This window comes from Ramlibacter sp. JJN2-2R (assembly GCF_057747835.1).
On record NZ_CM173226.1, the window covers coordinates 3859642 to 3884601 of the forward strand.

The window sequence follows — 24960 nt, forward strand, 5'->3', positions numbered from 1 at the left end:
AGAACGGACGCCCATGCTCGGCGCGATCGCCATGTAACCGCCGCGGCGGAGAGAAGCGGCCATCCTGCCCCACACCGGCTTTCTACGGCGCCGGACCCGCTTCATCCAGGATCGCCTGCGCGCGCAGCAGCACGGGGCGGTCGACCATCGTTCCGTCCACCGCGACCGCCGCACCGTTGGCCTGGCCTGCAGCTGCGAGGATGCGGGCCGCCCAGCGCACGTCGGCCTCGGACGGACCGAACGCCGCGTTCACCACCGGCACCTGCCTCGGGTGGATGCACAACTTGCCGCCGAAGCCCAGACGCCGGGACCGCGCCGTGTCGGCGGCCAGGCGATCCGGATCGTCGATCGCGGTGCTCACGCCATCGACCGGCGGGGCCGCTCCGGCCAGCCGCGAGGCCAGCACCAGCCCCGAGCGGAAGGCCAGCAATTCCTCCTCGTCGCCCGTGATGCCGAGGTCCAGCTGGAAGTCGATCGACCCGAACACCAGCCGCTGCACGCCGGGCGCGCTGGCCAGCGCGCGCGCCTGGTCGAAGCCCGCCGCCGTCTCGATGAGCGGCAGCACCATGGACGCCCCGGCGGCGCGCAACGCCTCGACGTCGCCGAGCCGCTGCGCCTTGGGCAGCATGATCCCGGCCACGCCCGGGCGGCCCGCGAGCGCGCAGTCGTCACGGAACCACGCGGTGTCAGCCGCGTTGATCCGCACGATGACCGGGCGATCCGGGTGGAGGAACGCCGCCAGCGCGGCCCTCGCTTGGGCCTTGCGCTCCGGGGCGACCGCGTCCTCGAGGTCCACGATCACCGCATGGGCGCCGCTGGCGCGGGCCTTGTCGAAGCGCTCCGGCCGGTCGCCGGGAACGAACAGGTAGGTGCGCGGGGGCGAGGCCATGCCGGTCCGCGCCTCAGATGGCGCGCTGCTCGCGCAGCGCGGTGATGTCCTGCTCGCTGCGGCCGAGCTGGCGCAGGATGGCCTGCGTGTGCGCGCCGACGGCGGGGATCGGGTCCATGCGGTACTGGAAGCTGCTGTTGCGGCCCGGCGGCAGCAGTGCCGCGATCGGGCCCACCGGCGTGTCGACCTCGGCCAGCCGCCCGCGGGCACGCAGCTGCGGGTGCGCCCACAGGTCGGCCATGGTGTTCACCTGCGCGTTGGCGATCTTCGCGCGCTCCAGGCGCTCGACCACGCCGGCCGCGGTGAGCTGGCCGAGCTCCTGCAGGATCAGGGCGCGCAGCGACTCGCGGTTCTCGTTGCGCTGGGCGTTGCTGCAATACAGCGGATCGTCGGCCAGCGCCGGGCGCAGCAGCACGTGCTCGCAGAAGGCCTTCCACTCGCGTTCGTTCTGCAGGCCCAGCATCACCGACTTGCCGTCGCCGGCCTCGAACGGGCCATAGGGATAGATCGTCGCGTGCGACGCGCCGCTGCGCGGCGGCGGCGGCGCGCCGTCGTACGCGTAGTACATGGGAAAGCCCATCCACTCGGCCAGGCACTCCAGCATCGAGACGTCGATGTGGCTGCCCTCGCCGGTGTGCTGCCGTTGCAGCAGCGCGGCCAGGATTCCGCTGTAGGCGTACATGCCCGCCGCGATGTCGGCGATGGAGTTGCCCGACTTGCACGGCTCGTCCGGCGTGCCCGTCACCGACAGGTACCCGGCCTCGCTCTGGATCAACAGGTCGTAGGCCTTCTTGTCCCGGTACGGGCCGTCGTTGCCGTAGCCGGAGATGTCGCACACGATCAGGCGCGGAAACCGCGAGCGAAGTTGCTCGTAACCCAGGCCCATGCGCGCCGCGGCGCCGGGGGCGAGGTTCTGCACCAGCACGTCGGCGCCGGCCAGAAGGTCCTCGAGCACGGCCAGCGCGGCGGGCTGCTTGAGGTCCAGCGTGAGGCTCTCCTTCGAGCGGTTGACCCACGTGAAATGCGACGACAGGCCCTTGGCGCGCTGGTCGTACGCGCGGGCGAAGTCGCCTTCGCCCGGCCGCTCCACCTTGATCACGCGCGCGCCCAGGTCGGCCAGCTGGCGCGTGCAGAACGGCGCCGCGATCGCGTGCTCCAGCGACACGACGGTGATGTTGTCCAGGGGGCGGGTCATGGCCGCGCTCAGTCCACCGTGGCGCCGGACGTCTTGACGATGCGCGCCCACTTCACCAGGTCGTCCTGCAGCAGCCGGGCGAACTGCTCGGAGCTCACCGGCTGGGTGGGGGTGCCGGCAATCTCGACGCCCTGCTGCTCGAGCTTGTCCCGCAGGTCCTTGGACGCGAGCGCCTTGGCCATCGCGTCCTCCAGCTTCGTGGCAACGTCGGCGGGCACGCCGGCGGGCGCGAACAGGCCGATCCACAGCGTGCCGCTGTAGCCGCGCACGACTTCGCCGATGGTGGGCACGTCGGGCAGCACAGGCGAGCGCGTCGGACCGCTCAACGCCAGGGCGCGCAGCTTGCCGGCCTTGATGTGCGACAGCGACGAGGGCAGGCTGCCGAACAGGATGGGCAGCTGCCCGCCGAGCACGTCGTTCATCGCCGGCGCGACGCCCTTGTAGGGCACGTGCTGCAGCTGGATGCCGGCCATGGAATTGAGCATCTCGCCCAGCAGGTGGTTCAGCGTGCCGTTGCCGGCGGAGGCGAACTGGTAGCCATTCGGCTTGGCCTTGGCCATCGCGATCAGCTCGTTCAGGTTCTTCGCCGGGAACGACGGATGGACCAGCAGCACGTTGGGCACCGCGCCGATCAGCGCGATCGGGCGGAAGTCCTTCACCGGGTCGAAGCCGGGGTTCTTGTACAGCGCCGGGTTGATGGCCTGGCTGCTGCTGATGGTCATCAGCAGCGTGTAGCCGTCCTTGGGCGCCTTGGCCGCCAGCACGGTGCCGATGTTGCCGCCGGCGCCGGGACGGTTGTCCACCACCACGCTGGCCTGCAGCACCTCGGCCAGCTTCTGGCTGACGACGCGGCCGACGATGTCGTTGGTGCCGCCCGGGGCCTGCGGCACGATCATCGTGATGGGCCGGCTCGGGTAGGGCGACTGCGCCGCGGCCAGCAGGGGCGCGGCCATGGCGGCGGCGAGCAGCGCGCGACGCGCACCGCTGAATCGGGATCGGTTCATGGGACTTGTCTCCTTGGAGCGGCGATCGTCGCAGCGCGGCGAGCCGCCCACAATCACTGATTTCGCAAGCCATCGTTCGGAATCCCCGAAGGCTTTAGGATTCCGCATGGACTTCGACCTGACCGACCTGCGGCTGTTCGCCGCCGTCGCGCGCGAAGGCAACCTCACGCGCGGCGCGCAGCTGCAGCATCTGTCGGTGGCCGCCGCCAGCGCACGCATCAAGGCGCTGGAGCAGCGGGCCGGCGTGGCCCTGCTCGAGCGGGAAGCCCGCGGCGTGCGGCTGCTGCCGGCGGGCGAGGCGTTCCTGCACCACGTCCGGGCCGTCCTGCGCGAGGCGCAGGCCTTGCGTGACGAGCTGGACGAATACGGCGCCGGGCTGCGCGGGCACGTGCGCGTGTTCGCCAACACGACGGCCGTCACCGACTTCCTGCCGGAGATCCTGCCGGGCTTCTTCCGGTCGCATCCGGGCGTGAACATCGACCTGCGGGAGAAGCCCAATGCGGAGATCGCGAATGGCGTGCTCGAAGGCCGGGCAGACGTCGGGATCGTGGCCGGCGAAGTGGACACGCGCGGCCTGCGCGCCATCCACTTCAGCACCGACCACCTGGTCCTGGTGGTGCCGCGCGGGCATCGGCTCGCGCGCCGCAAGCGCGTGGCCTTCGCCGACACGCTCTCGGAGGATGCCGTGGGCATGCATGGCGGCAGCACGCTGCAGGCTTTCCTGTCGAACATCACCGAGGAACTGGGCAGGCCCCTGAAGCTGCGCATCCAGGTCTACGGCTTCGACGCCATGTGCCGCATGATCGCGGCGGGAGTCGGGGTGGGCGTCGTCCCCGAGAGCGCGGCAAGGCGCAACATCGCCAGCCTGGACCTCGTGCAGGTGGACCTGACCGACGCCTGGCGGGTGCGCAAGCGCTACATCCTCGTGCGCGACGGCGACGCGCTGGCAACGTACGCCCGTTCGCTGGTCCGGACGATCTGCACGCACTACGAGTGCGAAGTGCGGATCTGATCCTGCCCTAGTTGGCGAGGCCCCGAGCTTGCGGCCTGGCCTTGCTGCGCCACTCGGTCGGCGCTGCGCCGACGGCGCGCCGGAACTCGCGGGAAAAGTGGGACGCGTCCGAATAGCCGCAGCGTCCCGCCACTTCGGCGATGGGCAGGCGGGGGCGGGGCGACGCAAGCAGCCGGGCGGCGTGATTCATCCGCAGCTCACGCAGCATGCCCGCCACGGTGATGGCATCGGCGCTGAATGCGCGGTGCAAGGTGCGCACCGACACGTGCAGTTGCCGCGCCAGCTCCGCCGCGGTGAGGCCGGGACGATCGAGCTGCTCGTGCATCAACGTGCGCACCCGCTGGACGAGGTCGCGGGGACCGGCCGCGCCGGGCATCCTGGGTTCCAGGCAGGCCGCCAGCAGTGCGCCGATCTGGCTGCCGAGCATTCCGGTGGGGAAGTGCGCCGCCTGCGCCAGGTCGTCGCCCAGCTGCAGGCACAGCGCCGACAGCGTGCGGCCCCAACCCTGCTCGCGCCAGATGATGCGCGGTGTCGCACTGCCGACGTTCTTGAGCCAGTTGCCCAGAAACGGTCGCGGCAGGGCGATGCACACGTACGCGCACCCGTGGGAGAAGTGGGCTTCGTACGGCTCGCTCGGATCCACCAACACCAGGTCGCCGGGGCGCAGGTGAAGCAACTGGCCGCCCTGGCGCAATGTCCATGGCGACGCCAGCTGGGCGTACAGGTAGAGCGATCCGGCGGAATCACGCGTGATGGCGGAGCCCGTTCGGTACACTTCGTGCGGACTGGCCACGACCTGGCTGCACACCACGTCGTCGACGGCCACACTGCGAAGGATGCCCCCGAAGCTTGCCGCTTCCCGCGACCCCACATCCAGCTCCAGCAATGCACTGCAGATTGCTTCGGCCCAATAGCAGAGCCTGTCCGGCTGCGCCACTGCGTCGGTGTTCCAGCAACGCAGGCCGCCAATCTCCATGTATCCAACTGTAACACGCCCCCATCTCCCGGCGGGCGCAGGGGAGATCGACCATGCATAGGGACGATCGCCCGCAGGACCGTGGGGCCGGCGCGGAGTCGTTGGCGGTCCGCCATGCGCGGTTGGCTCACCGCCACAACTTGAACATCATGGGCACCGGCGAGGTGACCTTGCTGATGGTGCACGGCTACGGCTGCAACCAGACGATGTGGAGGCACATCGCCCCTGCGATGGCTGGCCGTTTCCGGGTGGCGCTTCTCGACCTCGTCGGCTTCGGCCTGTCGGACCACGCGGCCTTCGACCCGCAGCATTACGTTGGCCTGCAGGCCCACGCGGCGGACGTGGCGGAAGTCGCCGCCCTGCTGTCCGACCAGCCGGTGGTGATGGTGGGCCATTCGGTCGGTTGCATGATCGGGCTGCTGTCGGACGTGATGTACGGAGCGGGGTTCGCGGCGCACGCCATGGTTGCGCCATCGCCGTGCTTCATCGACGACGGCGAGTACCCGGGGGGCATGTCGCCTGGCATGGTCGACGAGTTGCTGCGCCAGCAGCGCCAGGACATGACGGCCTGGTCCCGTCAGGTCGCCAGCCTGGTCGCGGGCGAGCCCGAATGGGGCCAACTCACGGGAGAGCTGGTCGCCAGCTTCTGCCGTGCCGACCGACGCGCCGCGCTGCAGCTGGCGCACGACACCTTCACCTCCGACAGCCGCGCCATGCTTGCCTTCCTGGACAAGCCGACGTTGCTGCTGCAATGCTCGCACGACCCGATCGCGCCCGTGGGTGTGGGCGAATTCATGCACGGCAGGATCGCGGGAAGTCGTCTGAAGGTGATCCAGGCGAAGGGGCACTGCCCGCACCTGACGCATCCGGCCCAGTGCCTGACGCACATCGCCGCGTTCTTCGCGGAACTCGAGCAGGCCGCGCTGTGGCGGCGGCCCGCGACGCCCATGGCCTGACAGGCCGCGCCTGATCTCCCCGGCTTGGCGCGATCCGGCCGGAACCTGGCGCGAACCGGCCAATCGGCCACCGCGGCGCTCCTTACGCTGGCGGCATGTCGTTCAGTACGCGCAAAGCCAGGGTGGCGATTTGAACAGCGCCTCCATTCAGCACCAGATGGGATCCATCGCGGGCCTTCCCGGCGTGCTTGGGGCCTCGTTGCTGGAATGCGAGGGCAGCCTGCCATGGTGCACGGCCGGCAACGAGGACACCGTCCGCATGGCGGAGGCGGCCACCAACCACTGGCGGCTGACGCTGCGCCATGGGGGCACCTTCGGCGACCTCGGGCCGCTGCGCGTGCAGGTGCTGATCCACGACCAAGGCCGCATCACTTCCGTCGCTTGTCCGAACGACCTCATCCTGGTCACCGTGTCGCGAGAACCCGACACGGTCGACTGGGGCGTATGGAAGTCGTGCGTGGGCCTGCTGCATGCAGTCCTGCGCGCGCGCTGAAGCCCACCAGGTGCAGCGTTCCAAGATCCCGCAACCAACCAGAAAGCAGATTCTTCATGGCTACCGTCAAGCAAACTCTCGAAGACCTCATGACCGTGGACGGCGCCCTGTGCGCCGCCGTGGTGGACTCCTCCAGCGGCATGATGCTGGGCTCCATCGGCTCCGGCGTCGACCTGGAAGTTGCCGCCGCCGGCAACACGGAGGTGGTGCGTTCCAAGCTCAAGACGATGCGCGCGCTTGGACTGAGCGATGTGATCGAGGACATCCTGATCACCCTTGGCAAGCAGTACCACATCATCCGTCCGTCCTCGCGCAAGGAAGGCGTCTTCGTCTACTTCGTTCTCGACAAGCAGCGCGCCAACCTCGCCATGGCGCGACGCAAGGCGCTGGACGTCGACAAGGACATGATGTTCTGACGGCGCGCAGGCACCGCGAATCCTCGAATGACGTTCTCGGCCGTCTGCGTGAGCCGGCTGGCGCCCGGCCAGCTCGGGGGTGATCCTGACACGGTGCAGGCCTCCCTTTCCCGCCTGCATGCCGAGTCCGCGCAGCGCAACCAGCGGTCGAATGTCCGCGCCCTGTCGGTCTGGGGCGACGACGTCCTCGTGCAATGGCTCGAGGGCCAGGAGGCTGCCGTGCGCAGCCTGCTGGCGCCTGGCTCGGCGCAGGCACCGGATCGGGTGATCAGCTGCACCGAGGGGCAACCCAGGCTCGACGCGTGGTCGACAACCTTGCACCTCCCCACGATGGGACAGCGGGAGCTGGGCCGCCTCGCCAGCGACGTCGACGCCGGCACTTCGGACCTCAGCGTCGCCACGCCGGCGACGATCGTGCGCCAGCTGCTCGATCCCGAGCCCGTCGACAGAACCTGCCAGCGGGTCGGACTGCTCGGGCAGAACGGTGTCTGGCCGGGTGCGCTGCTTTCCGCGCTGGAGGCGAGATGGCACGAGATCGTGCATCGCACTCGAGTGCTGGGCAGCTTGGGCCTCGAGCGGCAGTCGCTCATCGAGCATCTGGACCGCGTCGACCCCGATGCCGGCCCGATCACCGTCGTGAACTATTCTGCCGAGCTGCTGTCGGCAGCCTGGATGCAAGGCGGGATCGCGCCGCTGCGGACGGCCGCCTTGTTCTTCACCGGCTCGACCGAAAATTCCGTGTTGCAATTCGCGCGCACGGCCATGGCGCATCTCGGGCCGGGCAACCGGAACACCCCGCTCGTTTGCCTGCTCGGGCGCGCGGCAGAGCGCTTCGAAACGGCGCTGGAGGCCCTGTTCGCCGAGGCGGGGCGGCCGGCGCGGGTGATGGCCGTCGCCCTGGCGGACGCCCAGGCCGTCTGGCGCGAAATCGCATCGGAACTGGACGTGAAGCCCGCGCCGGAGGCGCCCGCGGCCGCGGTCGATGTGCACCTCGCCCCTCTTCCGAACCAGCTCTCGCCGCGTGCAAGTCTTGCCGATCAGCCCGCCCCTGACAGGCACTCGTGGCTCGACCGACTGCTCGCGATCGACGGCGTTGTTGCGGCTGGATTCCTGCCATTGGAGGCGGGGGCGGCGCCTGTGCTGCGGCACCGCCAGGGGCAGGCGCCTGCGCAGATCCGCGTCGAGTTCCAGGCATGGGCACAGGCGCCGGTGCAGTTGCACGGCGAGGATGCCGGCCACCAACTGCTGGTGCGCTGGAAGGACCGGCTGACCTTGCTGCAACTCACACCCGAAGGCGATGGTTATCTGCTCGTCGCGAGCCAGGAGGGCTTCACCAACGAGTCCTGGTTGCGCGTGGAAGTCGGCGCAGTGCTGCAGGCTCATCCCGGGCTGGCATGAATGGGCGGCCCCGCGTTCTTCGAAGGTGACCTGGTGCTGGGCCAGGAGAGACTGATGGTCGTCCTCGCATCGGACGAGGGGGCCAGCCGGGCCCGGTGCGTCTGGTACGAGGCCGGACAGCGTTGCCTGGCCATCTTCGCGCACGAACAGCTCGAGATGGTCTCGCCATCGGCCCTGCGCCCCGGTCACAGTTTCGTGCGCATCCCGGGCAACAGGCTGCCGGGGCGGTGAAGGCTGAATGCGGCCCCGACAGGGGGCCTGAGTCACAGTGCGACTGTGACATCGGGGAGGGCCTTCCCCCACTGAAGCAGCTTGTAGTTGCGCCTGCTGTGGAGGAAGTAGGGATCCTGTTCGACGAGTTCCACAGCCCGTTCCCTGGACGGCACCGCCAGAACCCAGAGCCCACCTCCGAATGGGTGCCCGGGACCCTCTCTCAGGCCGCCAGCGAGCAGGATTTCTGCGCGATTCGCCCTCAGGTAATCGAAGTGCTCTGCCTCGTGCTTCGCCCGGACTTCAGGCATCCCGGGCGAGTTGTCGAAGATGGCAACCCAATGCATCTCTCCCCCTCTGAAGCGCCCATGGTACTCAGACGGCCGCAACGACTGACCCCGCCGCCTGATCCAAACGTCGACGTTGACCGCACATGAACTGAGTGCCCGAAGCGCACGGAGCACGTGTGCATCCGTGTCGAACGACCCTTGGACCGCTGGCGCACAGCCAGCAGGTCCAACGTCACTGAAAGCCACTTGAAAGCAGCACCCCTCTAAGGTGCGCCCTCGCCCGGCCCGGTCTGCCGGGTCCAGAGGATTGCTATGAACCACACGAGACGTACCCTGCTGGCCGCCGCCGGCGCCTCCACCATCGCCGGCATGCTGCCGCTGCGCGCCTTCGCGCAAAGCTGGCCGTCCAAGCCGATCCGCTTCGTCGTGCCGTTCGCGCCCGGCGGCAGCTCGGAGATCATCGCGCGCTCGGCGGCCGCGGAAATGGCCAAGACGCTGGGCCAGAACGTGTTCGTCGACAACAAGCCGGGCGCCTCGGGCAACATCGCGATGGCCGAAGTGGCGCGCGCGGAAGACCAGCACACGGTGATCCTGGGACACATCGGTACGCTGGCGGTGAATCCCTACATGTACGAGAAGCTCCCGTACGACGCCAACAAGGACTTCAAGCCGGTGAGCCTGCTGGCCAAGGTGCCGAGCCTCTACGTGGTGAACCCCGCGGTGCCCGCCAAGGACCTGAAGGAATTCATCGCGCTGGCGAAAGCGAAGCCGGACACCCTGAACTACGGCTCCGCGGGCAACGGCAGCGCCGGCCACCTGGCGATGGAATACCTGAAGATGACGGCCGACATCCCCCTCGCGCACATCCCGTACAAGGGCACAGGGCCGCAACTCACCGACCTGCTGGCGGGCCGCCTGCAGGCCGCCTCCGTGGGCGCCTCGGCCATCCTGCAGCACATCAAGGCAGGCAAGCTGCGCTGCATCGCTACGGGCTCTGCGCAACGCCTTCCGCAACTGCCCGACGTGCCCACCGTCGCGGAACAGGGTTTCCCGGGCTTCGAGATGACCCAGTGGTACGGCCTGCTGGCGCCGGCCTCGATGGCGCAGGCGAACGTGGACAGGCTGGCCGTCGAAGCCCAGAGGGCGATGAAGTCGCAAGGCGCGCTGGAGCGCCTGAACCAGGACGCGGCGCAGTCGGTGGGCGGAAGTCCAGCGCAGTTCACGCAGTTCATCGCCAGCGAGCAGAAGCGCTGGAAGCAGGTCGTGGAACGGGCGAAAATCAAGGCCGAGTAAACCGCTGGCGCCCGGAGGGCGCGGCCCCTGCCCTGCACATGCGCATCCTCCTGGTCGAAGACGAACACGCCTTGGGCACCTGGCTGTCCAAGGCGCTGGGCGCGGCCGGCATCGTGGTGGAATGGGTGGACGACGGTCGCACCGCCCTGGCGGCGGCCAGCGCCGGGCAGCACGACGTCATTGTTCTGGACCTGGGGCTGCCGGACCGCCACGGCCAGGAGGTCTTGGCGGATATCCGGCGGCGGGACCCACACGTGCCCGCCCTGGTTCTGACCGCGCGTGACGCCCTCGACGACAAGGTGCGCGCCTTCCACGCAGGCGCGGACGACTTCCTGACCAAGCCCTTCGAGCTGGAGGAGCTGCAGGTCCGCCTGCACGCGCTGCTGCGCCGGGCGCGGGGGATGGAAGCGGCGCGGCTCGCCTGCGGCCCACTCGCCTACGACCTCGCGCTGCGCCGCTTCCTGCTCGAGGGCGAGCCGCTGGCGCTCTCGCCACGGGAATCCGCGGTGCTGCGCGTGCTGCTGGAGCACGCGGGCGAGCCCATGTCCAAGCAGCAGATCCTGGAGCGCGTCGTCTCCGACGAGAAGGACATCCACCCGGAAGCGGTGGAGGTCATCGTGCACCGGCTGCGCAAGCGCATCGACGGCCCGGGGCTGCGCATCACGACCTACCGGGGACTGGGGTATGCGCTGGAAACGGCTTAGCCGCATTCGGCTCGCCCCGCAGCTCCTGCTGCTGCTCCTGCCCGTCCTGACCCTTCTCTCTGCCGCGGAATTGCGCCTCACGGCGCAGGACGTCCGCCGGGCGGCCGATGCCGCCTACGACCGTTCCCTGCTGGGTGCGCTGAAGTCCATCGACGCGAACGTCTCCACGGAGTCCGGCGGCCTCGCCGTCGAACTGCCTTACCGTCTTTTCGAGTTCTTCGAGCTGAGCGCCAGCGGGCCCGTGCAGTACAGCGTTGCGACCGCAGACGGGCTCGTGCAACTGGGCAGCCCCGACCTGCCCGCACCGCCCAAGCCACTGAAGCCCGGGGTGCCCCAGTTCTACAACGGCACGTATTTCGGCGCGCCGGTGCGCATCGCCGCCTATGCGCGGGACCTGGACAAGCCGGCCGAGGGCTCCGCTTCACGCCGCCTCGTGATCCAGGTCGCCGAAGGGACGCAGTCACGCGACGAATTCCGCCGCACCTTTGTGCGCCGCGCAGCCTGGTCGAGTGCCGCCTTCCTCGTGCTCACCCTCGCGGCTTGCGTCGCAGCGGTGGTGTTTGTGTTGCGCCCGCTCGCTCGCCTGTCGTCCGAAGTCGCGCAACGCTCGGCCGGCGAGCTGCAGCCGCTGCCGGCGCACGGGCTGGCGGGCGACATCCGGCCGATGGTGGAGGCGATCAACCAGCACATGCAGCGCACCCATGCCCTTGCGGCGCAGCAGCGCATGTTCCTGGACGATGCGTCCCACCAGCTGCGCACGCACCTGACCACCTTGCGAATGCAGGTCGAATTCGCCTTGCGCGAGAAGGACGCGCGCGAGGTGCACGCCACACTGGCGGCCCTGGCCGAGGAGTTGCAGCGCGCCACCCGCAGCACCAATCAGCTGCTGAGCCTTGCGCGCAGCGAGTCGGTGGACCTGCAGCTCGCGCCCTTCGACGTGGTCGCCCTGCTGCAGGAGGTCGCACGCCAGTTCCTGCCTGCCGCGCGCGAAAAGGGCCTCGATCTGGGCGTGGAATGCGAGCCGTTGCAAGCTTGGGGCGACGCGCCGCTGCTGCGCGAGGCCCTCGCCAACCTGGTAGCCAACGCGGTCGCCTACGTGCCTGCCGGGAGCGTCACCTTGCGCTCTGCAGGGGACGCGCTGGGCTGGAGCCTCGCAGTGGAGGACAGCGGACCCGGCATGCCGGCCGACCTGCAGGCGCGCGCCGGCACCCGGTTCGCACGCGGCCACGGCGGCCGCGGCGGCGGCTCCGGGCTGGGACTGGCCATCGCGGCCTCCATCGCGACCCGTCACGCCGGTACCCTTCGCCTGGAAGCTGGTGCCAAAGGCCGCGGATTGCGCGCGACACTGTGGTGGCCCCGTGCCGCACCGATGCCGGAAAGCTGAATGCGCCTGAATCCTTGGCTGCTCGTGACGGCCGCCCTCATCGCGGCGCCGGCCCACGGTGCTGCCCGCGCCGAATGCATCGCCCCGGCCAAGGCCGAGGGCGGGTTCGACCTCACCTGCCAGTTGCTGCGCGACATGCTGCGCCTGCCCGCCGGGGCCCCGTCCGCGGAGGTGGACATCCGGTACCTGCCGGGTGGCATCGGCGCGGTCGCCTTCGACAGAGCCGTGACGCAGCGCTGGGGCGACCCACGCACCTTCGTCGCATTTTCCACGGGATCGCTGGTCAACCTAGCGCAAGGCAAGTTCGGCCCGCACACGCCGGATGCGGTGCGCTGGCTGGCGACACTCGGCACCGAATACGGTGTCGTGGCAGTTCGCAGGAACTCGCAAATCGATTCCCTCGCGACCCTGCGAATGCGACTACGGGCCGACCCGGCGGGACTCGTCTTTGGCGCCGGTGGGGGCGTCGGCAGCCAGGACTGGATCAAGGCGGCGCTGCTCGTCAAGGCGGCCGGCAAGGACCACCGCGCCATGCGCTTCGTCTCGTTCGAAGGCGGCGGCCAGGCCATCGCCGCCTTGCGCGGCGGCCACGTGGATGTTTTCTGCGGCGATGCGGCCGAAGCGACCAAGGCCTTCGTCTCAGGAGAGCTCAAGCTTGTGGCGGTGCTGGCGCCGCACCGACTGGCGGGGCCGTTGGCGCAGGTACCGACGGCGCGCGAGCAAGGGATCGAGCTCGTGTGGCCGACCGTTCGCGGCCTGTACATGGGCCCGGCTGTCCCCGCCCGCGACTACGAGGAGTGGGTGCGGACGTTGCGCCGCATCATGGCGACGCCGGAGTTCGCCCAGGCCGCGCGGGCGCGCGGGCTGGAGCCGCTGCCGATGGTGGGCAGCGAAGTGCAGCAGTACGTTCGTGCGGAGGTGGAGCGCATGCGCGAACTCGCCCGATCCCTCCACCTGGTGAAGTAAATCCTAGCCGCGAAACATGGGCGTATTCGCTACATCAATGTGCACTCGGCGTACGAAGCAGTTGTTCCGGATCGTCGGGTTGAGCTCAGCGCTGTCAGACATGCGCTTGCACACCCGGTAACCAGCCTAACGCGACCATCAGTTCGGGCTGCCCTAGAGGCTCAATTCAGTGGGCACCGCATTGATCTCAAGCTGCACGAGCACAAGAAGGTCTATTACCGAAACGTAGCCGAGATGCTCATGGCTGTCGACGAAGCCGTGTTCAACGCGTTTACGTCCAGATGGGGCGAGCTGCGTTACGTCGGCTAGCCATCGCTCGGCGCAAGGCTTGTACTGGGCGTCCGCTCGTGGCCGAATGCGGACGTACCGCAGAAGCCAAGGCTTCCGCGCCGACGCCAACCGGCTTCGGTTCGGAACGAGCCTTGGAAAGCAGGCGGGACCGCAGTCGAAACAGTCACCGCCTCCGGAGGCGGTCTGACTTCTGCAGGATCAAGTGCCCGCCAGGCTAAAAGGCACAGCGCCCCTAGCGCGGCCAGGGGCGCAGCAACCTTCAACCGGACTTTGTCGGACGGCACCAGCTGACCCTGAAACTTGCCGCAAGTATGCTCGAGTCGAGGTGAAGCCCCGTTCGGACCACAGCAGTTGCCGGTGGGGCGCAACGACGGGTCAGGTGATGACGAAGGCGAGAGCGACCGCCACCAACGTCAACAGCCCCAATCCGCCGATGAAGACGCCTTCGGCCAGAGCTTCATAGCGCCCGCCAGACTCGCGCGAGCGCATCGACAGGAACGACAGCGAGGCGCTGACGAGGAACACAAGCGCGTCGGCCGCCAACAGCTTGTCAAGCACGATGCGGACCTCTCCACGCGGCGACAGATGTCCGATTGACAGCACCGTCATGCAGACCCCGACCATGGTGGCCGACGACGGCAGGATGTGCGCAGAGAGTCCATTGGGCGGCGAGCGTTCATCGCCTGCATGATCGGCGCCTCGGCGGTTGGATCGCATCCCGCCGAGCATGGAGGCTTGTTCTTAAGGCAAGCTTAGGACGTCGTCGCCGCCGCAGATCGCACTGGCCTCTCCGGGTGGCAGCTCCTGGCCGCTTGCCACCAGGGGCGGCCACGCGCCGCATGGAAGACTCCTTGTGTGAGGAGTCTCCATGGTTCGGGGCAGCGGTTGAACCGACGCTGAATGCCGCGCGCACGGCGCGTATCCCTTGTGCAAAGTTCGCGTGAACGCCTGCCCCGGCCCCTGGTGGATGCCCGCACATCGCGGCGGCATCCACGAACTGCGGCAACGGATTCCAGCTGGGCCTCCCCGCGAAGCGGCGTCGGGTCACCCCACGCGCACTACGTTCCTAGAATGTGGCCAAACGGAACAGGCATGGATCGCATGGCAGCACGCTGGTACTACGGATGGAACATCGTCGCTGCGGCGGCCGTCCTCACGCTTCTGTCCTCGGGCATGCGCCTGAGTTTCGGGCCCTTCTTCCTGCCGATGGCGCACGACCTGGGCTTCAGCCGCAGCCTGCTCGCGACCATCGTGGCTGTCGGGATGCTGGTGTACGGGCTGGCGATGCCGCTGGCAGGACTGCTGATCGCGCGCTGGGGCACGCGGCCCGTGCTGCTGGCCGGCAACGGGTTGGTCCTGGCCGCCGTGCTGTGGACCGTCACCACCTCCGACGTGTCGGGCTTCCTGCTCGCATTCGGCGTGCTTCTGTCCGTCGGCCTGGCCTTCACCAGCCCCGTGGCAGTGACGCCCGTGATCAGCCAGTGGTTCACCCGCCGGCGCGGGATGGCGCTGTTCTTTCTCTCCACGGGCTCGATGGCCGGCATGGCAATCATGACCCCGGTGCTGAGCCTCGCCATCCATCACTTCGGCTGGCGTCCCACGCTCGTGGGATTCGCCGCCGTCTTCACGCTCTTCACCCTGCCCGTGGCGATGTGGGTGATCCGGGACGGCGCACCCGAGCACACCGACCTGAGCGCCGAGGAGTTTGCTGCCCAGCGCGCCCGCCTGGGCACGCTGCCGCCAAGCCTGCGGGTGCGCGATGCCATGCGCACAGCGCCCTTCTGGAAGATCTTCTTCGGCCTGTTCTGCTGCGGCTTCAGCATGAACCTGCTGGGCACGCACGGCATGCCCATGCTGATGGACCATGGGTTCGACACCTTCACCAGTTCGATGGGCATCGGGCTCATCGGGTTCGTGGCGATCGGCGGCACGCTGATGCTCGGACGGTTCGCGGACCGCCTGCCGCGCCGGCACATCCTGGCTGCCATCTACTTCGTCCGGGGGCTCGGCTTCTTCTGCCTGGTCATGGTGGGCACGCACTGGGAGCTGTACCTCACCTCCAGCATCGGCGGGCTCGTCTGGGCAGGCAGCATCGCCCTGTCCTCCGCCATCCTCGCCGACGTTTACGGAGTGCGACTCGTGGGCGTGCTCTATGGAATGACCTACCTGGGCCATCAGATCGGCGGCATGCTCAGCGCCTGGCTGGGCGGTTGGGGCTACGAGCATTACGGCACGCATTGGGTCGCGTTCGGCGGCGCAGGCTTGCTGCTGATGGCCGCCGGGCTGGTGGCATTGCAGCTGCCACGCAAGGGCTTCACGCTGATGGCGGCGCCGGCGGCGGCTTGAGGGGCCGCAGGGGCGGATGCCGCGCGCGCCGCGAGCGCAACGCAATGATTCTTGGCGTGTTCGTGAGGACGGCGAACCGCCGCAGTCAACGCCCGGTGAACCTGGCTGCGCGCCGTTCCTGGAAATGGGCCACGCCTTCCTTGAAGTCCTCGCTCTGCAGGCTGGCGAACATCTCGGCATTGGCCAGCGCCACGGCCTCGCCCAGCGTCTGGTAGGGCGCCTCCCAGAGCTGGCGCTTCATCACCCGCACCGAGCGCGGCGAGACTTCGGTGGACAGCGTGCGCGCCAGCGCCAGCGCCTGCGGCAGGAGCTGGTCCGCCGGCACAACCCGGTTCACCAGCCCCATCGCCAGCGCCTCGCGCGCATCCACCTTGCGCGAGGTGAGCAGCAGGTCGGTGGCGTGGGCATGCCCGACGATGCGCGGCAGCATCCAGGCGATGCCGTGCTCGGCGATCAGCCCGCGCTTGGCAAAGGCGGTGGCGAACACCGCCTGCTCGGACGCGATGCGAAAGTCGCTGTACAGCGCCATCACCAGGCCCAGGCCCGCCGCCGCGCCGTTGATGGCGCTGATGATCGGCTTGGGGGCCATCGGGAAGTACGAGTAGCGGGTCTGGTAGTCGGCGCGCCGGTTCATGTCGTAGGGCCGCATCCACTGCTCGGACTGGATGTCCTCGGGCGGCAGCACCTCCAGTTCGTCCATGTCCATGCCGGCGCAGAAGGCGCGGCCCGCGCCGGTGAGCACGATGGCGCGGATCTCGGGATCGCGCCCGGCCCGCTCGACGGCGTCGCGCAGCTGCGCCTCCAGCACCTTGGTCAGCGCGTTCATGCGATCGGGCCGGTGGAAGGTGATGACGGCGGTCGCGCCGTCGACGGTGGTCAGGATCTGTTGCTCGCTCATGGCGTCTCGAAGTAGGTGGGAGGCAGTTGCAGGGACACCGGCTCGAGGAACTCCTCGATGCCGAAGCGGCCGTTCTCGCGGCCGAGGCCCGAGCGCTTGAAGCCGCCGAAGGGCGCCTGCGGGTTGAAGGGCGCGCCGTTGATGTCGACCTGGCCGGCGCGCAGTCGGCGCGCCACCGGCAGCGCGGCGGCCGGTGTCTCGGCCCACACCGCGGCGGCCAGGCCGTAGTCGGTGCCGTTGGCGATCGCCACCGCGTCGTCGATGCCGTCGTGCGGAATGATCACCAGCACCGGGCCGAACACTTCCTCGCGCGCGATCGCCATCGCCGGCGTCACCCGGTCCAGCACCGTGGGCGGGACGAAGAAGCCCTGCGGCGGCAGCGGCCCGTCGCGGGTGACCAGCTCGGCGCCCTCGGCCAGGGCCGCATGCACCATGCCGCGCACCTTGTCGCGCTGCGCGGCCGAGATCAGCGGGCCCAGGCGCGTGCCGGCCTCGGCCGGATCGCCCATCGCCCAGGACGGCGCGAGGTCCGCCGCCAGCTGCGCGGCCTGTCCGGCCTGCGCGCGCGGGACCAGCAGGCGGGTGGTGGCCGAGCAGGTCTGGCCGGAATTGAGGAAGCAGCTGCCCAGCGTCGCCTTGACGGCGGCCTGCAGGTCGGCGCCGGGCAGCACCACGGCGGCCGACTTGCCGCCCAGCTCCAGGGCCACGCGCTTGATGTCCGTCGCCGCCAGCGCGGCGATGCGCCGGCCGGCCCGGGTCGAGCCGGTGAAGGACACCATGTCCACGTCCGGGTGCGTCACCAGCGCCTCGCCGACCTCGGGGCCGTTGCCGTGCACCAGGTTGAACACGCCCGCCGGCAGGCCGGCCTGCTCGATGGCCTCGGCCAGCAGGAACGCGCTGGAGGGCGCCAGCTCCGACGGCTTGAGCACCACGGTGCAGCCGGCCAGCAGGGCCGGGGCAACCTTGCCCGTGACCTGGTGCAGCGGATAGTTCCAGGGCGTGATGCAGGCCACCACGCCCACCGGCACCTGCTGCACCAGCGAGTGGCCGATGCGCCGCTCCCACTCGAGTTGCGAGGCCTGCTCGGCATACAGGTCCCAGGCCGCGATCGGCGCGCCCGCCTGGATGCGGGCGGACAGCTTGGCCGGCATGCCGACCTCGCGCGAGATCACGCGTGCGATGGCGTCGCTGCGCTCGCGCAGGGCGGCGGCCACGCGGCGGACGGCGGCGACGCGCTCGGCCAGCGGCGTGGCCGACCAGCCGTCGAAGGCGGCACGGGCCGCCTGCACGGCCGCATCGACATCGGCGCGCGAGGCACTGCGGTAGGACGCGAACGCGGCTTCGGTGAAGCTGTCGGTGACGGGCAGGTCGGCAATGCCGGTGGCGGCGCGCCAGGCGCCGGCGATGTACAGGGTCTGCTGTGTCTTCATCATGTGTCCTTGCGTTGGCGGCGGGCGAGGAAGGCTTGCATCACTTGCGCCGGCTCGCCGCTGGCGTAGCACTCGAGCTGGTAGCGGATGCCGGCGTTGCAGGCTTCCTCGAAGCCGGCCTGGGTGCGCTCGCGAAAGCGTTGCTTGGTCAGGCGCACGGCGGTGCGGGGCAGTGCAGCGAGCTCGCGCGCCCGCTCCAGCGCGCGCGCGAGCACCTGCGCCTGCGGCACCAGGTCGTTCACCAGGCCCAGCGCGTGGGCGCGTTCGCCGGAGACCAGTTCGCCGGTCAGCGACAGCTGCTGGTTGAGCGAATGCCCGATCTGCAGCGACATGAGGTAGGAGCCGACGATGCTGGCCAGGCCGGCACGCACCTCCGGCTGTCCCATCCGGATGCCGGGGTGGGCCACGCGCAGGTCGCACATCAGCGCCATCTGGAAGCCGGCGCCCACGGCCGTGCCGTTGAGGGCGGCGACCATCGGCTTGGTCACGTCGCGCACGGCCTGGTACATCGCGTGCTGGCGATTGAGCCAGCCGGCCAGCGTGCCCGTGTCGACCGAGGCCGACTCGTCCAGGTCCTGCCCGGCGCAGAAGGCGCGCTCGCCGCTGCCGGTGAGCACGATGGCATCGGCCTCGTCGCCGGCATCGAGCGTCGCCAGCGCGCGCGTGAGGCCGCTGCGGATGGAATCGTCGACGGCGTTCATCGCCGCCGGGCGGTTCAGGCGCACGATGGCGATGCGGCCCTCGTGCGCCACGGTGACGGCGTCGCGGTCAGCCATGGGCGGGCTCCTTGCGTTCGATGACGGCGTCCACCGCCCAGCCGCCCGCGCCGGCGGCGCCGGCGATCAGCGGGTTGAGGTCGATCGAGGCGATGCGGCCGGCCTGCGCCGCGGCGAAGCGGCCCAGGGCGACGGCGGCGCCCGCCACCACCTGCAGGTCCACCGGCGGCTCGCCGCGCACGCCGGCCAGGATGGGCGCAATCCGCAGCCGGGCGAGCTGGTCCAGCACGTCCTGTTCGGTGAACGGATGCAGCAGCACGGCGAAGTCGCGCAGCGCCTCGACGTACTTGCCGCCGTCGCTGACCATGACGGCGGTGCCGAACAGCGGGTCCTGCTTCACCCCGAGCGCGAACTCGCGCTGGCCACGCACGCGCCGGGCGACCAGCACACCGTCCAGCGGCTGGCCCAGGGCGCTTGCGCGGGAGACGCAGTCCTCGTAGGCGCGGCGCACGTCCTCCTCGCTGCGTTGGTCCAGGAACACCAGCCCATGCTCCGACTTGTGCGGAATGGCGGCGGAGCAGGCTTTCACGACCACCTCCGGCCCGAGCTCGCGCCAGGCCCGCACGGCGTCGCTCGCGCTGTGGCACAGGCGGTGCGGCACGACCGGCACGCCGGCTGCCTGCAACAGGACGAGGCTGTCGGCTTCGCTGAGCGTGCTGGTGCGGCAGGGCGCGACGTCGTGCGTGCGCGCCGCGGGCTCGCCGGCGGATCGCAGGGCCGCGGACTGCGAGAGCGCCGCGTGGCGGCTGACCTGGTGCAGCGCGGCCAGGGCGTCGGTCTCGTGGCCGAACACCGGCACGCCGGCGGCGCGGAAGGCTGCGCGCACCGACGCCTGCGGGGCCGACACGGCCACAGGCTTGCCGGTGCGCCGCAGGAAGCGCGCCGTGTCCGCGGCCATGCCGGGCAGGTCGTAGCCCTCCCCGGCCACGGGCACGCCGATGAGGAACATGTCGCCCTGCGGGTCGGCCTCCAGGGCATCGAGCGTGCGGCCGAACATGGTGCCGTCGGACAGCAGCGCGGCGGTGAGGTCGACCGGGTTCTGCGCCGTGGCGAAGCCCGGCATGATGCGCGCCAGCGCCTGCACGGTGCCGCGGTCCAGATCGGCCAGCGGCAGGCCCAGGCGCTCCGCCGTGTCGGCGCAGACCACGCCGACCGCGCCGCTGTGGCTCATCACCACCAGGCGCTGGGCCGGCCGCAGGCCGCAGGCGAGGTACAGCTCCACCGCGTTGACCAGTCCGTGCACGTCGTCGGCGCGCCAGATGCCGTGGCTGGCGAAGAAGGCGTCGACCAGCGCGTCGTCGTTGACCATGGCGCCGGTGTGCGAGGCGGCCGCCTTGGCGCCGTGGGCACTGCGGCCCGACTTGAGCGCCACCACCGCGGCGCCGCGCGCCCGGGCGACGCGCGCCACCTCGGCCAGCATGGCGGGGTCGGCCAGCGACTCGATGTACAGCAGCAGCACGCGGATGTCCGGGTCGGCCGCGGCGGCCAGCGCCAGTTCGCTGACGGATGCGTCGGCGTCGTTGCCGCTGGCAACCACGTAGCGCACGCCGATCCCGCGCTCGCGCAGCAGGGCATAGGGCATCACGCTGGCGGCGCCGCTCTGGCTGATCACGGCCACCGGGCCGTCCTGCGGCGGCACCTCCATGAACATGGTGCTGAAGTTGAGCACCGCGCCGCTGCGGAAGTTGGCGACGCCTTGCGCGTTGGGTCCGACCAGGCGAATGCCCAGGGCCCGCGCCTCGGCCACCAGCTGCGCCTGGCGCTGCGCGCCCTCGGCGCCGGTCTCGCTGAAGCCGGAACTCATGATGACCGCGCTGTGGACGCCGCGCGCCGCGCACTGGCGCAGCACGCCCTGCACCTGGTCGCCGCCCACCGCGACCACCGCCACGTCGGGCGCTTCGGGCAGGTCCTGCAGCGAGGCGTAGGCGCGGTAGCCCTGCACCGTGTCGCGCTTGGGGTTGATGGGGTACACGGCCCCCTCGAAGCCGAAGGCGCGCAGGTAGTGCAGCGGCCGCCCGCCCACGCGGTTGCGGTCTTCGGTGGCACCGACCACGGCAACGCTGCGCGGCCGGAACATCGCGGCCAGCCGCGGATCGATCGTCGTCACGGGAGTCGTCCTCAGTCGAGCGTGGCGCCGGACGCTTTCACGATCGGGCCCCACTTGGCGATGTCGTGCTTGATCAGCGCGGCGAATTCGGCCGGCGTGGTGGGCCGCGCCTCGGCGCCGTCGGCCTGCATGCGTTTCTTCATCTCGTCGGTCGCCATGACGGTGGAGATCTCGCGCGCCAGGCGATCGACCACCGGAGCCGGCGTGCCGGCCGGCGCCAGCACGCCGTACCAGATCGTGACGTCGAAGTCCTTCAGGCCCGCTTCCTGCGCGGTGGGCACCTCGGGCAGCAGCGGCGAGCGCTTCGGCCCGGTGACGGCGAGCGCGCGCACCTTGCCCGCGGCGATGTTGCCGGTCTGCTGGGCGATGGTGTCGAACATCATCGTCAGCCGCCCGCCCAGCAGGTCCACCAGCGCGGGCGCGCTGCCCTTGTACGGGACGTGGGTGATCTGCAGGCCGGCACTGGTGCGGAACAGCTCGCCGGACAGGTGGTTGGAGCTGCCGTTGCCGGCCGAGCCGAAGGTGAGCGTGTTGGGCTTGGCCTTGCCCAGCTTGATCAGATCGCCGAGGTTCTTCACCGGCACCTCCGGACTCACCACCAGCACGTTCATGGTCGTGGCCATCAGGCTGACCGGGGAAAAGTCCTTGACGGGGTCGTAGCGCAGCTTCGCGTAGAGGCTGGGGTTGATGGCCATCGTGCCGGTGGTGCCGAAGAACAGCGTCTGTCCGTCCGGGGCCGCCTTGGCGACCGCCTCCGCCGCGATGCTGCCGCCGGCGCCGCCCCGGTTGTCCACCACCACCTGCTGGCCCAGGCGGTCGCCCAGTTTCTGGGCCAGCTGGCGGGCCATGGCGTCGGTGGGGCCGCCGGCGGGGAACGGCACGACCAGGGTCACCGGCCCGCGCGGATACGTCGACCCTTGCGCCTGGGCCAGGGGAACGAGGGTGATGGCGGCTGTGACGGCGACGATCAGCTTGGCGAATTGCATGAACTTGTCTCCTTGTGGTGGGCGCAGCTTAGGCCGCGCTCGCCTTGCCAGAAAGAGAGGCTGATGCAATCCAGGATTGCATTAGAGTGAAAGCATGAACTTCAAGCAACTGAAGTCGTTCGTGCACGTGGCGGAGCAGGGTTCGCTGGCGCGCGCGGGCGCCGCCACCGACCTGGCCGAGTCACTGATCAGCCGGCACATCGCCGCGCTGGAGGCGGCCTGGGGCGACCGCCTGTTCGAGCGCACCGGGCGCGGCATGGCACTGTCGGAGTTCGGCCGGCGCATGCTGCCGGAGGTGCGCGCGGCGCTGGAGCAGGTCACGCGGCTCGATGCCCTGGCGCGCGAGTCGGCCGGCGCGCTCACCGGCACCGTGCACGTGGGCGTGCTGCCCTCGCTGGCGCCGCAGCTGCTGCCGCTGCTGTTCGCCGACCTGCGGGCCGGCGCGCCCGGCGTGACGCTGCACGCGGCGGAGGGCTTCAGCGGCAACCTCGACGAGCAGCTGGCCGGCGGCCGGCTCGACGTCGCCGTGATCAATCGCTACGGGCCCGCGGCCGCGAGCCGCGAAGAGGTGCTCGGCACGGCCGACACCTACCTGATCGGCAAGGCCGGCAGTCCGCTGCTGGCGCAAGGCAGCGTCGCGTTCAAGGCCCTGGCCGGGGTGCCGCTGGTGCTGCCGTCGGTGCCGAACGGGCTGCGGGCGACGCTGGACCAGCTCGCGCGCCGCCATGCCGTGCGACTCGACATCGTGATGGAGGTCGACAGCTCCGGCAGCATGAAGGACGTGGCGCTGAGCGGCCATGCCTACACGCTGCTGCCCCTGATGGCGGTGAAGGAGGAGCTGGCGCGCCGCACCCTCTCGGCCGTTCCGCTCGCCAAGCCGGCCATCCGGCGCACGATCGTGCTGGCCGTCACGACGCAGCGGCCGCTCTCCCGCGCGGCGCGCCACGTGGCCGCAAGGATCCGGGCGCTCGCGCCGCAGTTGGTGAAGTAGGGCGGCTCGAGCCGGTTCTTGCCCGGCCGCCGACAGCGGCGTCAGCCGGCCAGGATCGATGACAGCTCGGGCATCAGCCCTTGGCTGCCGCCAACCTGCAGCGCGTGATCCAGCGTTTCCAGCACCGCGGCGGCGATGGCCTGCTGCGCCCCGGCGTCACGGGCCATGGCGTTGTAGTAGTCCAGGTCCTTGCGCGCATTGGCGATGGAAAACCGCAACCCCGAGGGATCGCGCGCGAGCAGGTAGGGACGCACGCGCTCCAGCGCCGTGCCGCCGGCGCCTCCCTTGGCCAGGACGTCGACGAAGGCTTCCGGCGTCACCCCGCTGCGCTGCGCACACGCGGCCGCCTCCGACACCAGCGCGACCATGCCGAGCGACACGTAGTTGTGCAGCAACTTCATGCTGTGCCCGGCGCCCACGGGGCCGGCATGCGTGATGTTCTCGGCGAAGCACCGCAGCAGCGGCCGGCACGCCTCCAGCAGATCGGCGTCGCCGCCCACCAGCAGGTTCAGCCGTCCTTCGGCGGCCTCCTTGGGCGTGCGCGTCATGGGACTGTCGAGGAAGCGGCTCCCGGCCGCCCGGACTGCGGCGTCCATGCGCACGCTGGAGGACGGGATCGCGGTGGAACAGTCGATCACCACGCTGCCCGGGCGCAGACCTTCGAGCACCCCGCCGGCCCCGGCCAGCACCGCTTCGACCTGGGGCGAGCCCGTGAGCACCAGGATGACGACGTCCGAGCCGGCCGCCAACTCCTTCAGGCTGGCGCAACTCCTCGCGCCGCCGGCCTTGAGATCCTCGATCGGCTGGTTTCCGGGGTGCTCGAAGACCGTCAGCTCGTAACCATGCTTGAGAACGTTGCTCGCGATCCCATGGCCCATCATCCCGATGCCGACCATTCCCAACTTCTTCATGCCATTCTCCTGTGCGGCCGTCACTCGACCTTGATGTTCGCCTCGGTCACGACCTTGCCCCACTTCGCGATCTCGGACTTCACCAGTTCCGAAAAGCGCGCCGCGCTGCTTGCCTCGACCTCCACCCCCTGCGCCGCGAAGGCCTTGCTCACCTCGGGGGACCGCAGGATTTTCGCCACTTGCGCGTTGAGCTTGGCGATGATGGGCTCCGGCGTGCCGGCCGGAGCCTGCAGGCCGAACCAGGCCAGGACCTCGTAGCCCGGCACCCCGGACTCGTCGATCGTCGGCAGGTCCGGGAACAGCTTCGAGCGCTGGCGGCCGGTCACGCCCAGCGCCGCCATGGTCCCGGCCTTGATGTGCGACATCACGTTGGGCAGGTTGTCGAACAGCAGGTCGGCCTCGCCGCTGAGGATGGCCTGCACGGCCGGCGCGCTGCCCTTGTACGGCACGTGCGTGATCTCGGTGCGGGTCATGCTCTTGAACAGCTCGGCCGACAGGTGCGTGGACGAGCCCGACCCGCTGGACGCATAGTTCACCTTGCCCGGGTTCCTGCGCAGGTACTCGATCAGCTCGCCCACGTTGCGGGCCGGCAGGCCCTTGCGCACCACCAGCACGTTCTGGCTGTAGGCGCCCCAGATGACCGGCCGGAAGCTCTTGATCGCGTCGTAGGGCAGCTTGGCGCCATACAGCGCGGGCAGCACCGCAAAGGGCAGCGGCGTCACCAGCAGCGTGTAGCCGTCGGCCGGCGCGTTGGCCACGGCGGCATTGCCGATCACCGTGTTGCCCCCTGGCTTGTTGTCGATGACCACCGCCTGCTTCCAGTCGTCGGTGAGGTGTTTTCCGATCACCCGCGCGAAGACGTCGTTGAAGCCGCCGGGCGGATAGGGAACCACCACCCGGAGGGGGCGCTCCGGGTAGTTTGCCGGCGCCGCGGTCGCCTGGGCGAGGGCTGCCGGCGGCAGCCAGGCCGCGGCGCATGCCGGCAGTGCTGCGCGCAGGATGTCGCGTCGAATCATGGTGTCTCCTTTGTCGGTTGTT

At 70.1% G+C, this 24960-nt stretch carries 25 protein-coding genes; 12 read left to right on the forward strand and 13 right to left on the reverse strand.

Features of this window, described 5'->3' with window-relative positions:
- Positions 1-82: 82 nt before the first annotated feature.
- From AC3ANR_RS18765 to AC3ANR_RS18775, 3 genes are read right to left on the reverse strand one after another with little or no spacing between them, the layout of a single operon-like run.
- The gene (locus AC3ANR_RS18765; protein WP_488289622.1) at positions 83-889 is read right to left on the reverse strand and encodes an HpcH/HpaI aldolase/citrate lyase family protein; all 807 of its coding nucleotides are present in this window, start codon (positions 887-889) and stop codon (positions 83-85) included.
- Positions 890-902: 13 nt separating this feature from the next.
- The gene (locus AC3ANR_RS18770) at positions 903-2084 is read right to left on the reverse strand and encodes a CaiB/BaiF CoA transferase family protein (protein WP_488289623.1); all 1182 of its coding nucleotides are present in this window, start codon (positions 2082-2084) and stop codon (positions 903-905) included.
- Between the two features lie 8 nt (positions 2085-2092).
- Positions 2093-3088, reverse strand: a complete 996-nt coding sequence (locus tag AC3ANR_RS18775) for a tripartite tricarboxylate transporter substrate binding protein (RefSeq protein ID WP_488289624.1) — start codon at positions 3086-3088, stop codon at positions 2093-2095.
- 106 nt (positions 3089-3194) lie between these two features.
- Here AC3ANR_RS18775 and AC3ANR_RS18780 point away from each other — a divergent pair, with 106 nt between their 5' ends.
- Positions 3195-4100, forward strand: a complete 906-nt coding sequence (locus AC3ANR_RS18780) for a LysR family transcriptional regulator (protein WP_488289625.1) — start codon at positions 3195-3197, stop codon at positions 4098-4100.
- A gap of 7 nt (positions 4101-4107) precedes the next feature.
- On the opposite strand, the gene AC3ANR_RS18785 is transcribed toward AC3ANR_RS18780, so the two are convergent.
- Complete coding sequence (locus AC3ANR_RS18785) at positions 4108-5076, reverse strand: helix-turn-helix domain-containing protein (RefSeq protein WP_488289626.1); 969 nt, start codon at positions 5074-5076, stop codon at positions 4108-4110.
- Between the two features lie 101 nt (positions 5077-5177).
- On the opposite strand from AC3ANR_RS18785, the gene AC3ANR_RS18790 reads away from it, so the two are divergent.
- From AC3ANR_RS18790 to AC3ANR_RS18810, 5 genes are all read left to right on the forward strand, one after another.
- Positions 5178-6032, forward strand: coding sequence for an alpha/beta fold hydrolase (locus AC3ANR_RS18790; RefSeq protein WP_488289627.1), 855 nt, complete (start codon positions 5178-5180; stop codon positions 6030-6032).
- A 157-nt stretch (positions 6033-6189) separates the two neighbouring features.
- Positions 6190-6525 carry a hypothetical protein gene (locus tag AC3ANR_RS18795; RefSeq protein WP_488289628.1) on the forward strand — a complete coding sequence of 112 codons (336 nt, stop codon included), beginning with the start codon at positions 6190-6192 and terminating at the stop codon, positions 6523-6525.
- 56 nt (positions 6526-6581) lie between these two features.
- Positions 6582-6941: a hypothetical protein gene (locus tag AC3ANR_RS18800; RefSeq protein WP_488289629.1), complete on the forward strand. Its 360-nt coding sequence runs from the start codon at positions 6582-6584 to the stop codon at positions 6939-6941.
- Between the two features lie 27 nt (positions 6942-6968).
- On the forward strand, positions 6969-8339 hold the full coding sequence (locus AC3ANR_RS18805; RefSeq protein WP_488289630.1) for a BLUF domain-containing protein: 1371 nt from the start codon (positions 6969-6971) through the stop codon (positions 8337-8339).
- Positions 8340-8393: 54 nt separating this feature from the next.
- Positions 8394-8570 carry a hypothetical protein gene (locus AC3ANR_RS18810; RefSeq protein ID WP_488289631.1) on the forward strand — a complete coding sequence of 59 codons (177 nt, stop codon included), beginning with the start codon at positions 8394-8396 and terminating at the stop codon, positions 8568-8570.
- Between the two features lie 32 nt (positions 8571-8602).
- Here AC3ANR_RS18810 and AC3ANR_RS18815 read toward each other — a convergent pair whose 3' ends face one another.
- Complete coding sequence (locus AC3ANR_RS18815; protein ID WP_488289632.1) at positions 8603-8896, reverse strand: YciI family protein; 294 nt, start codon at positions 8894-8896, stop codon at positions 8603-8605.
- 255 nt (positions 8897-9151) lie between these two features.
- Here AC3ANR_RS18815 and AC3ANR_RS18820 point away from each other — a divergent pair, with 255 nt between their 5' ends.
- The 4 genes from AC3ANR_RS18820 to AC3ANR_RS18835 are packed head-to-tail and all read left to right on the forward strand — an operon-like array spanning position 9152 to position 13186.
- The gene (locus AC3ANR_RS18820; protein WP_488289633.1) at positions 9152-10132 is read left to right on the forward strand and encodes a Bug family tripartite tricarboxylate transporter substrate binding protein; all 981 of its coding nucleotides are present in this window, start codon (positions 9152-9154) and stop codon (positions 10130-10132) included.
- A gap of 38 nt (positions 10133-10170) precedes the next feature.
- Entirely contained in the window at positions 10171-10836 is a 666-nt protein-coding gene (locus AC3ANR_RS18825; RefSeq protein WP_488289634.1) for a response regulator, read from the forward strand.
- Complete coding sequence (locus AC3ANR_RS18830) at positions 10817-12220, forward strand: sensor histidine kinase (RefSeq protein ID WP_488289635.1); 1404 nt, start codon at positions 10817-10819, stop codon at positions 12218-12220. Before AC3ANR_RS18825 ends, AC3ANR_RS18830 begins: the two co-directional genes overlap by 20 nt.
- The gene (locus tag AC3ANR_RS18835) at positions 12221-13186 is read left to right on the forward strand and encodes a tripartite tricarboxylate transporter substrate binding protein (RefSeq protein WP_488289636.1); all 966 of its coding nucleotides are present in this window, start codon (positions 12221-12223) and stop codon (positions 13184-13186) included.
- Positions 13187-13852: 666 nt separating this feature from the next.
- Here AC3ANR_RS18835 and AC3ANR_RS18840 read toward each other — a convergent pair.
- On the reverse strand, positions 13853-14194 hold the full coding sequence (locus AC3ANR_RS18840) for a hypothetical protein (protein WP_488289637.1): 342 nt from the start codon (positions 14192-14194) through the stop codon (positions 13853-13855).
- 375 nt (positions 14195-14569) lie between these two features.
- Between AC3ANR_RS18840 and AC3ANR_RS18845 the strand changes: the two genes are divergently transcribed.
- Positions 14570-15823 (forward strand): MFS transporter, encoded by a 1254-nt coding sequence (locus tag AC3ANR_RS18845; RefSeq protein WP_488289638.1) that lies wholly within the window; start codon positions 14570-14572, stop codon positions 15821-15823.
- 85 nt (positions 15824-15908) lie between these two features.
- Here the strand turns inward: AC3ANR_RS18845 and AC3ANR_RS18850 are convergent, their stop codons facing one another.
- Genes AC3ANR_RS18850 through AC3ANR_RS18870 form a run of 5 tightly spaced genes read right to left on the reverse strand, consistent with a single transcriptional unit; the run spans position 15909 to position 22020 of the window.
- The gene (locus AC3ANR_RS18850; protein WP_488289639.1) at positions 15909-16721 is read right to left on the reverse strand and encodes an enoyl-CoA hydratase; all 813 of its coding nucleotides are present in this window, start codon (positions 16719-16721) and stop codon (positions 15909-15911) included.
- Positions 16718-18151, reverse strand: coding sequence for an aldehyde dehydrogenase family protein (locus tag AC3ANR_RS18855; RefSeq protein WP_488289640.1), 1434 nt, complete (start codon positions 18149-18151; stop codon positions 16718-16720). Before AC3ANR_RS18855 ends, AC3ANR_RS18850 begins: the two co-directional genes overlap by 4 nt.
- Entirely contained in the window at positions 18151-18927 is a 777-nt protein-coding gene (locus tag AC3ANR_RS18860; protein WP_488289641.1) for an enoyl-CoA hydratase/isomerase family protein, read from the reverse strand. Before AC3ANR_RS18860 ends, AC3ANR_RS18855 begins: the two co-directional genes overlap by 1 nt.
- Positions 18920-21004: an acetate--CoA ligase family protein gene (locus tag AC3ANR_RS18865; protein WP_488291847.1), complete on the reverse strand. Its 2085-nt coding sequence runs from the start codon at positions 21002-21004 to the stop codon at positions 18920-18922. Before AC3ANR_RS18865 ends, AC3ANR_RS18860 begins: the two co-directional genes overlap by 8 nt.
- 41 nt (positions 21005-21045) lie before the next feature.
- Positions 21046-22020: a Bug family tripartite tricarboxylate transporter substrate binding protein gene (locus tag AC3ANR_RS18870; RefSeq protein ID WP_488289642.1), complete on the reverse strand. Its 975-nt coding sequence runs from the start codon at positions 22018-22020 to the stop codon at positions 21046-21048.
- Positions 22021-22114: 94 nt separating this feature from the next.
- Between AC3ANR_RS18870 and AC3ANR_RS18875 the strand changes: the two genes are divergently transcribed.
- On the forward strand, positions 22115-23011 hold the full coding sequence (locus AC3ANR_RS18875) for a LysR family transcriptional regulator (protein ID WP_488289643.1): 897 nt from the start codon (positions 22115-22117) through the stop codon (positions 23009-23011).
- 41 nt (positions 23012-23052) lie between these two features.
- On the opposite strand, the gene AC3ANR_RS18880 is transcribed toward AC3ANR_RS18875, so the two are convergent.
- Both AC3ANR_RS18880 and AC3ANR_RS18885 read right to left on the reverse strand, forming a co-directional pair.
- The gene (locus AC3ANR_RS18880; RefSeq protein ID WP_488291848.1) at positions 23053-23922 is read right to left on the reverse strand and encodes an NAD(P)-dependent oxidoreductase; all 870 of its coding nucleotides are present in this window, start codon (positions 23920-23922) and stop codon (positions 23053-23055) included.
- A gap of 20 nt (positions 23923-23942) precedes the next feature.
- A complete protein-coding gene (locus AC3ANR_RS18885; protein ID WP_488289644.1) occupies positions 23943-24938 on the reverse strand; it encodes a tripartite tricarboxylate transporter substrate binding protein in 996 nt (331 codons plus the stop codon).
- Between the last annotated feature and the right edge of the window lie 22 nt (positions 24939-24960).

Excerpts from the sequence above, each read along its gene's own strand:
- AC3ANR_RS18765 (WP_488289622.1), bottom strand. The coding sequence starts at position 889 with ATGGCCTCGCCCCCGCGCACCTACCTGTTCGTTCCCGGCGACCGGCCG.
- AC3ANR_RS18770 (WP_488289623.1), bottom strand. The coding sequence starts at position 2,084 with ATGACCCGCCCCCTGGACAACATCACCGTCGTGTCGCTGGAGCACGCG.
- AC3ANR_RS18775 (WP_488289624.1), bottom strand. The coding sequence starts at position 3,088 with ATGAACCGATCCCGATTCAGCGGTGCGCGTCGCGCGCTGCTCGCCGCC.
- AC3ANR_RS18780 (WP_488289625.1), top strand. The coding sequence starts at position 3,195 with ATGGACTTCGACCTGACCGACCTGCGGCTGTTCGCCGCCGTCGCGCGC.
- AC3ANR_RS18785 (WP_488289626.1), bottom strand. The coding sequence starts at position 5,076 with ATGGAGATTGGCGGCCTGCGTTGCTGGAACACCGACGCAGTGGCGCAG.
- AC3ANR_RS18795 (WP_488289628.1), top strand. The coding sequence starts at position 6,190 with ATGGGATCCATCGCGGGCCTTCCCGGCGTGCTTGGGGCCTCGTTGCTG.
- AC3ANR_RS18800 (WP_488289629.1), top strand. The coding sequence starts at position 6,582 with ATGGCTACCGTCAAGCAAACTCTCGAAGACCTCATGACCGTGGACGGC.
- AC3ANR_RS18805 (WP_488289630.1), top strand. The coding sequence starts at position 6,969 with ATGACGTTCTCGGCCGTCTGCGTGAGCCGGCTGGCGCCCGGCCAGCTC.
- AC3ANR_RS18810 (WP_488289631.1), top strand. The coding sequence starts at position 8,394 with ATGGTCGTCCTCGCATCGGACGAGGGGGCCAGCCGGGCCCGGTGCGTC.
- AC3ANR_RS18815 (WP_488289632.1), bottom strand. The coding sequence starts at position 8,896 with ATGCATTGGGTTGCCATCTTCGACAACTCGCCCGGGATGCCTGAAGTC.
- AC3ANR_RS18820 (WP_488289633.1), top strand. The coding sequence starts at position 9,152 with ATGAACCACACGAGACGTACCCTGCTGGCCGCCGCCGGCGCCTCCACC.
- AC3ANR_RS18825 (WP_488289634.1), top strand. The coding sequence starts at position 10,171 with ATGCGCATCCTCCTGGTCGAAGACGAACACGCCTTGGGCACCTGGCTG.
- AC3ANR_RS18830 (WP_488289635.1), top strand. The coding sequence starts at position 10,817 with ATGCGCTGGAAACGGCTTAGCCGCATTCGGCTCGCCCCGCAGCTCCTG.
- AC3ANR_RS18835 (WP_488289636.1), top strand. The coding sequence starts at position 12,221 with ATGCGCCTGAATCCTTGGCTGCTCGTGACGGCCGCCCTCATCGCGGCG.
- AC3ANR_RS18840 (WP_488289637.1), bottom strand. The coding sequence starts at position 14,194 with ATGCGATCCAACCGCCGAGGCGCCGATCATGCAGGCGATGAACGCTCG.
- AC3ANR_RS18845 (WP_488289638.1), top strand. The coding sequence starts at position 14,570 with ATGGATCGCATGGCAGCACGCTGGTACTACGGATGGAACATCGTCGCT.
- AC3ANR_RS18850 (WP_488289639.1), bottom strand. The coding sequence starts at position 16,721 with ATGAGCGAGCAACAGATCCTGACCACCGTCGACGGCGCGACCGCCGTC.
- AC3ANR_RS18855 (WP_488289640.1), bottom strand. The coding sequence starts at position 18,151 with ATGAAGACACAGCAGACCCTGTACATCGCCGGCGCCTGGCGCGCCGCC.
- AC3ANR_RS18860 (WP_488289641.1), bottom strand. The coding sequence starts at position 18,927 with ATGGCTGACCGCGACGCCGTCACCGTGGCGCACGAGGGCCGCATCGCC.
- AC3ANR_RS18865 (WP_488291847.1), bottom strand. The coding sequence starts at position 21,004 with ATGTTCCGGCCGCGCAGCGTTGCCGTGGTCGGTGCCACCGAAGACCGC.
- AC3ANR_RS18870 (WP_488289642.1), bottom strand. The coding sequence starts at position 22,020 with ATGCAATTCGCCAAGCTGATCGTCGCCGTCACAGCCGCCATCACCCTC.
- AC3ANR_RS18875 (WP_488289643.1), top strand. The coding sequence starts at position 22,115 with ATGAACTTCAAGCAACTGAAGTCGTTCGTGCACGTGGCGGAGCAGGGT.
- AC3ANR_RS18880 (WP_488291848.1), bottom strand. The coding sequence starts at position 23,922 with ATGAAGAAGTTGGGAATGGTCGGCATCGGGATGATGGGCCATGGGATC.
- AC3ANR_RS18885 (WP_488289644.1), bottom strand. The coding sequence starts at position 24,938 with ATGATTCGACGCGACATCCTGCGCGCAGCACTGCCGGCATGCGCCGCG.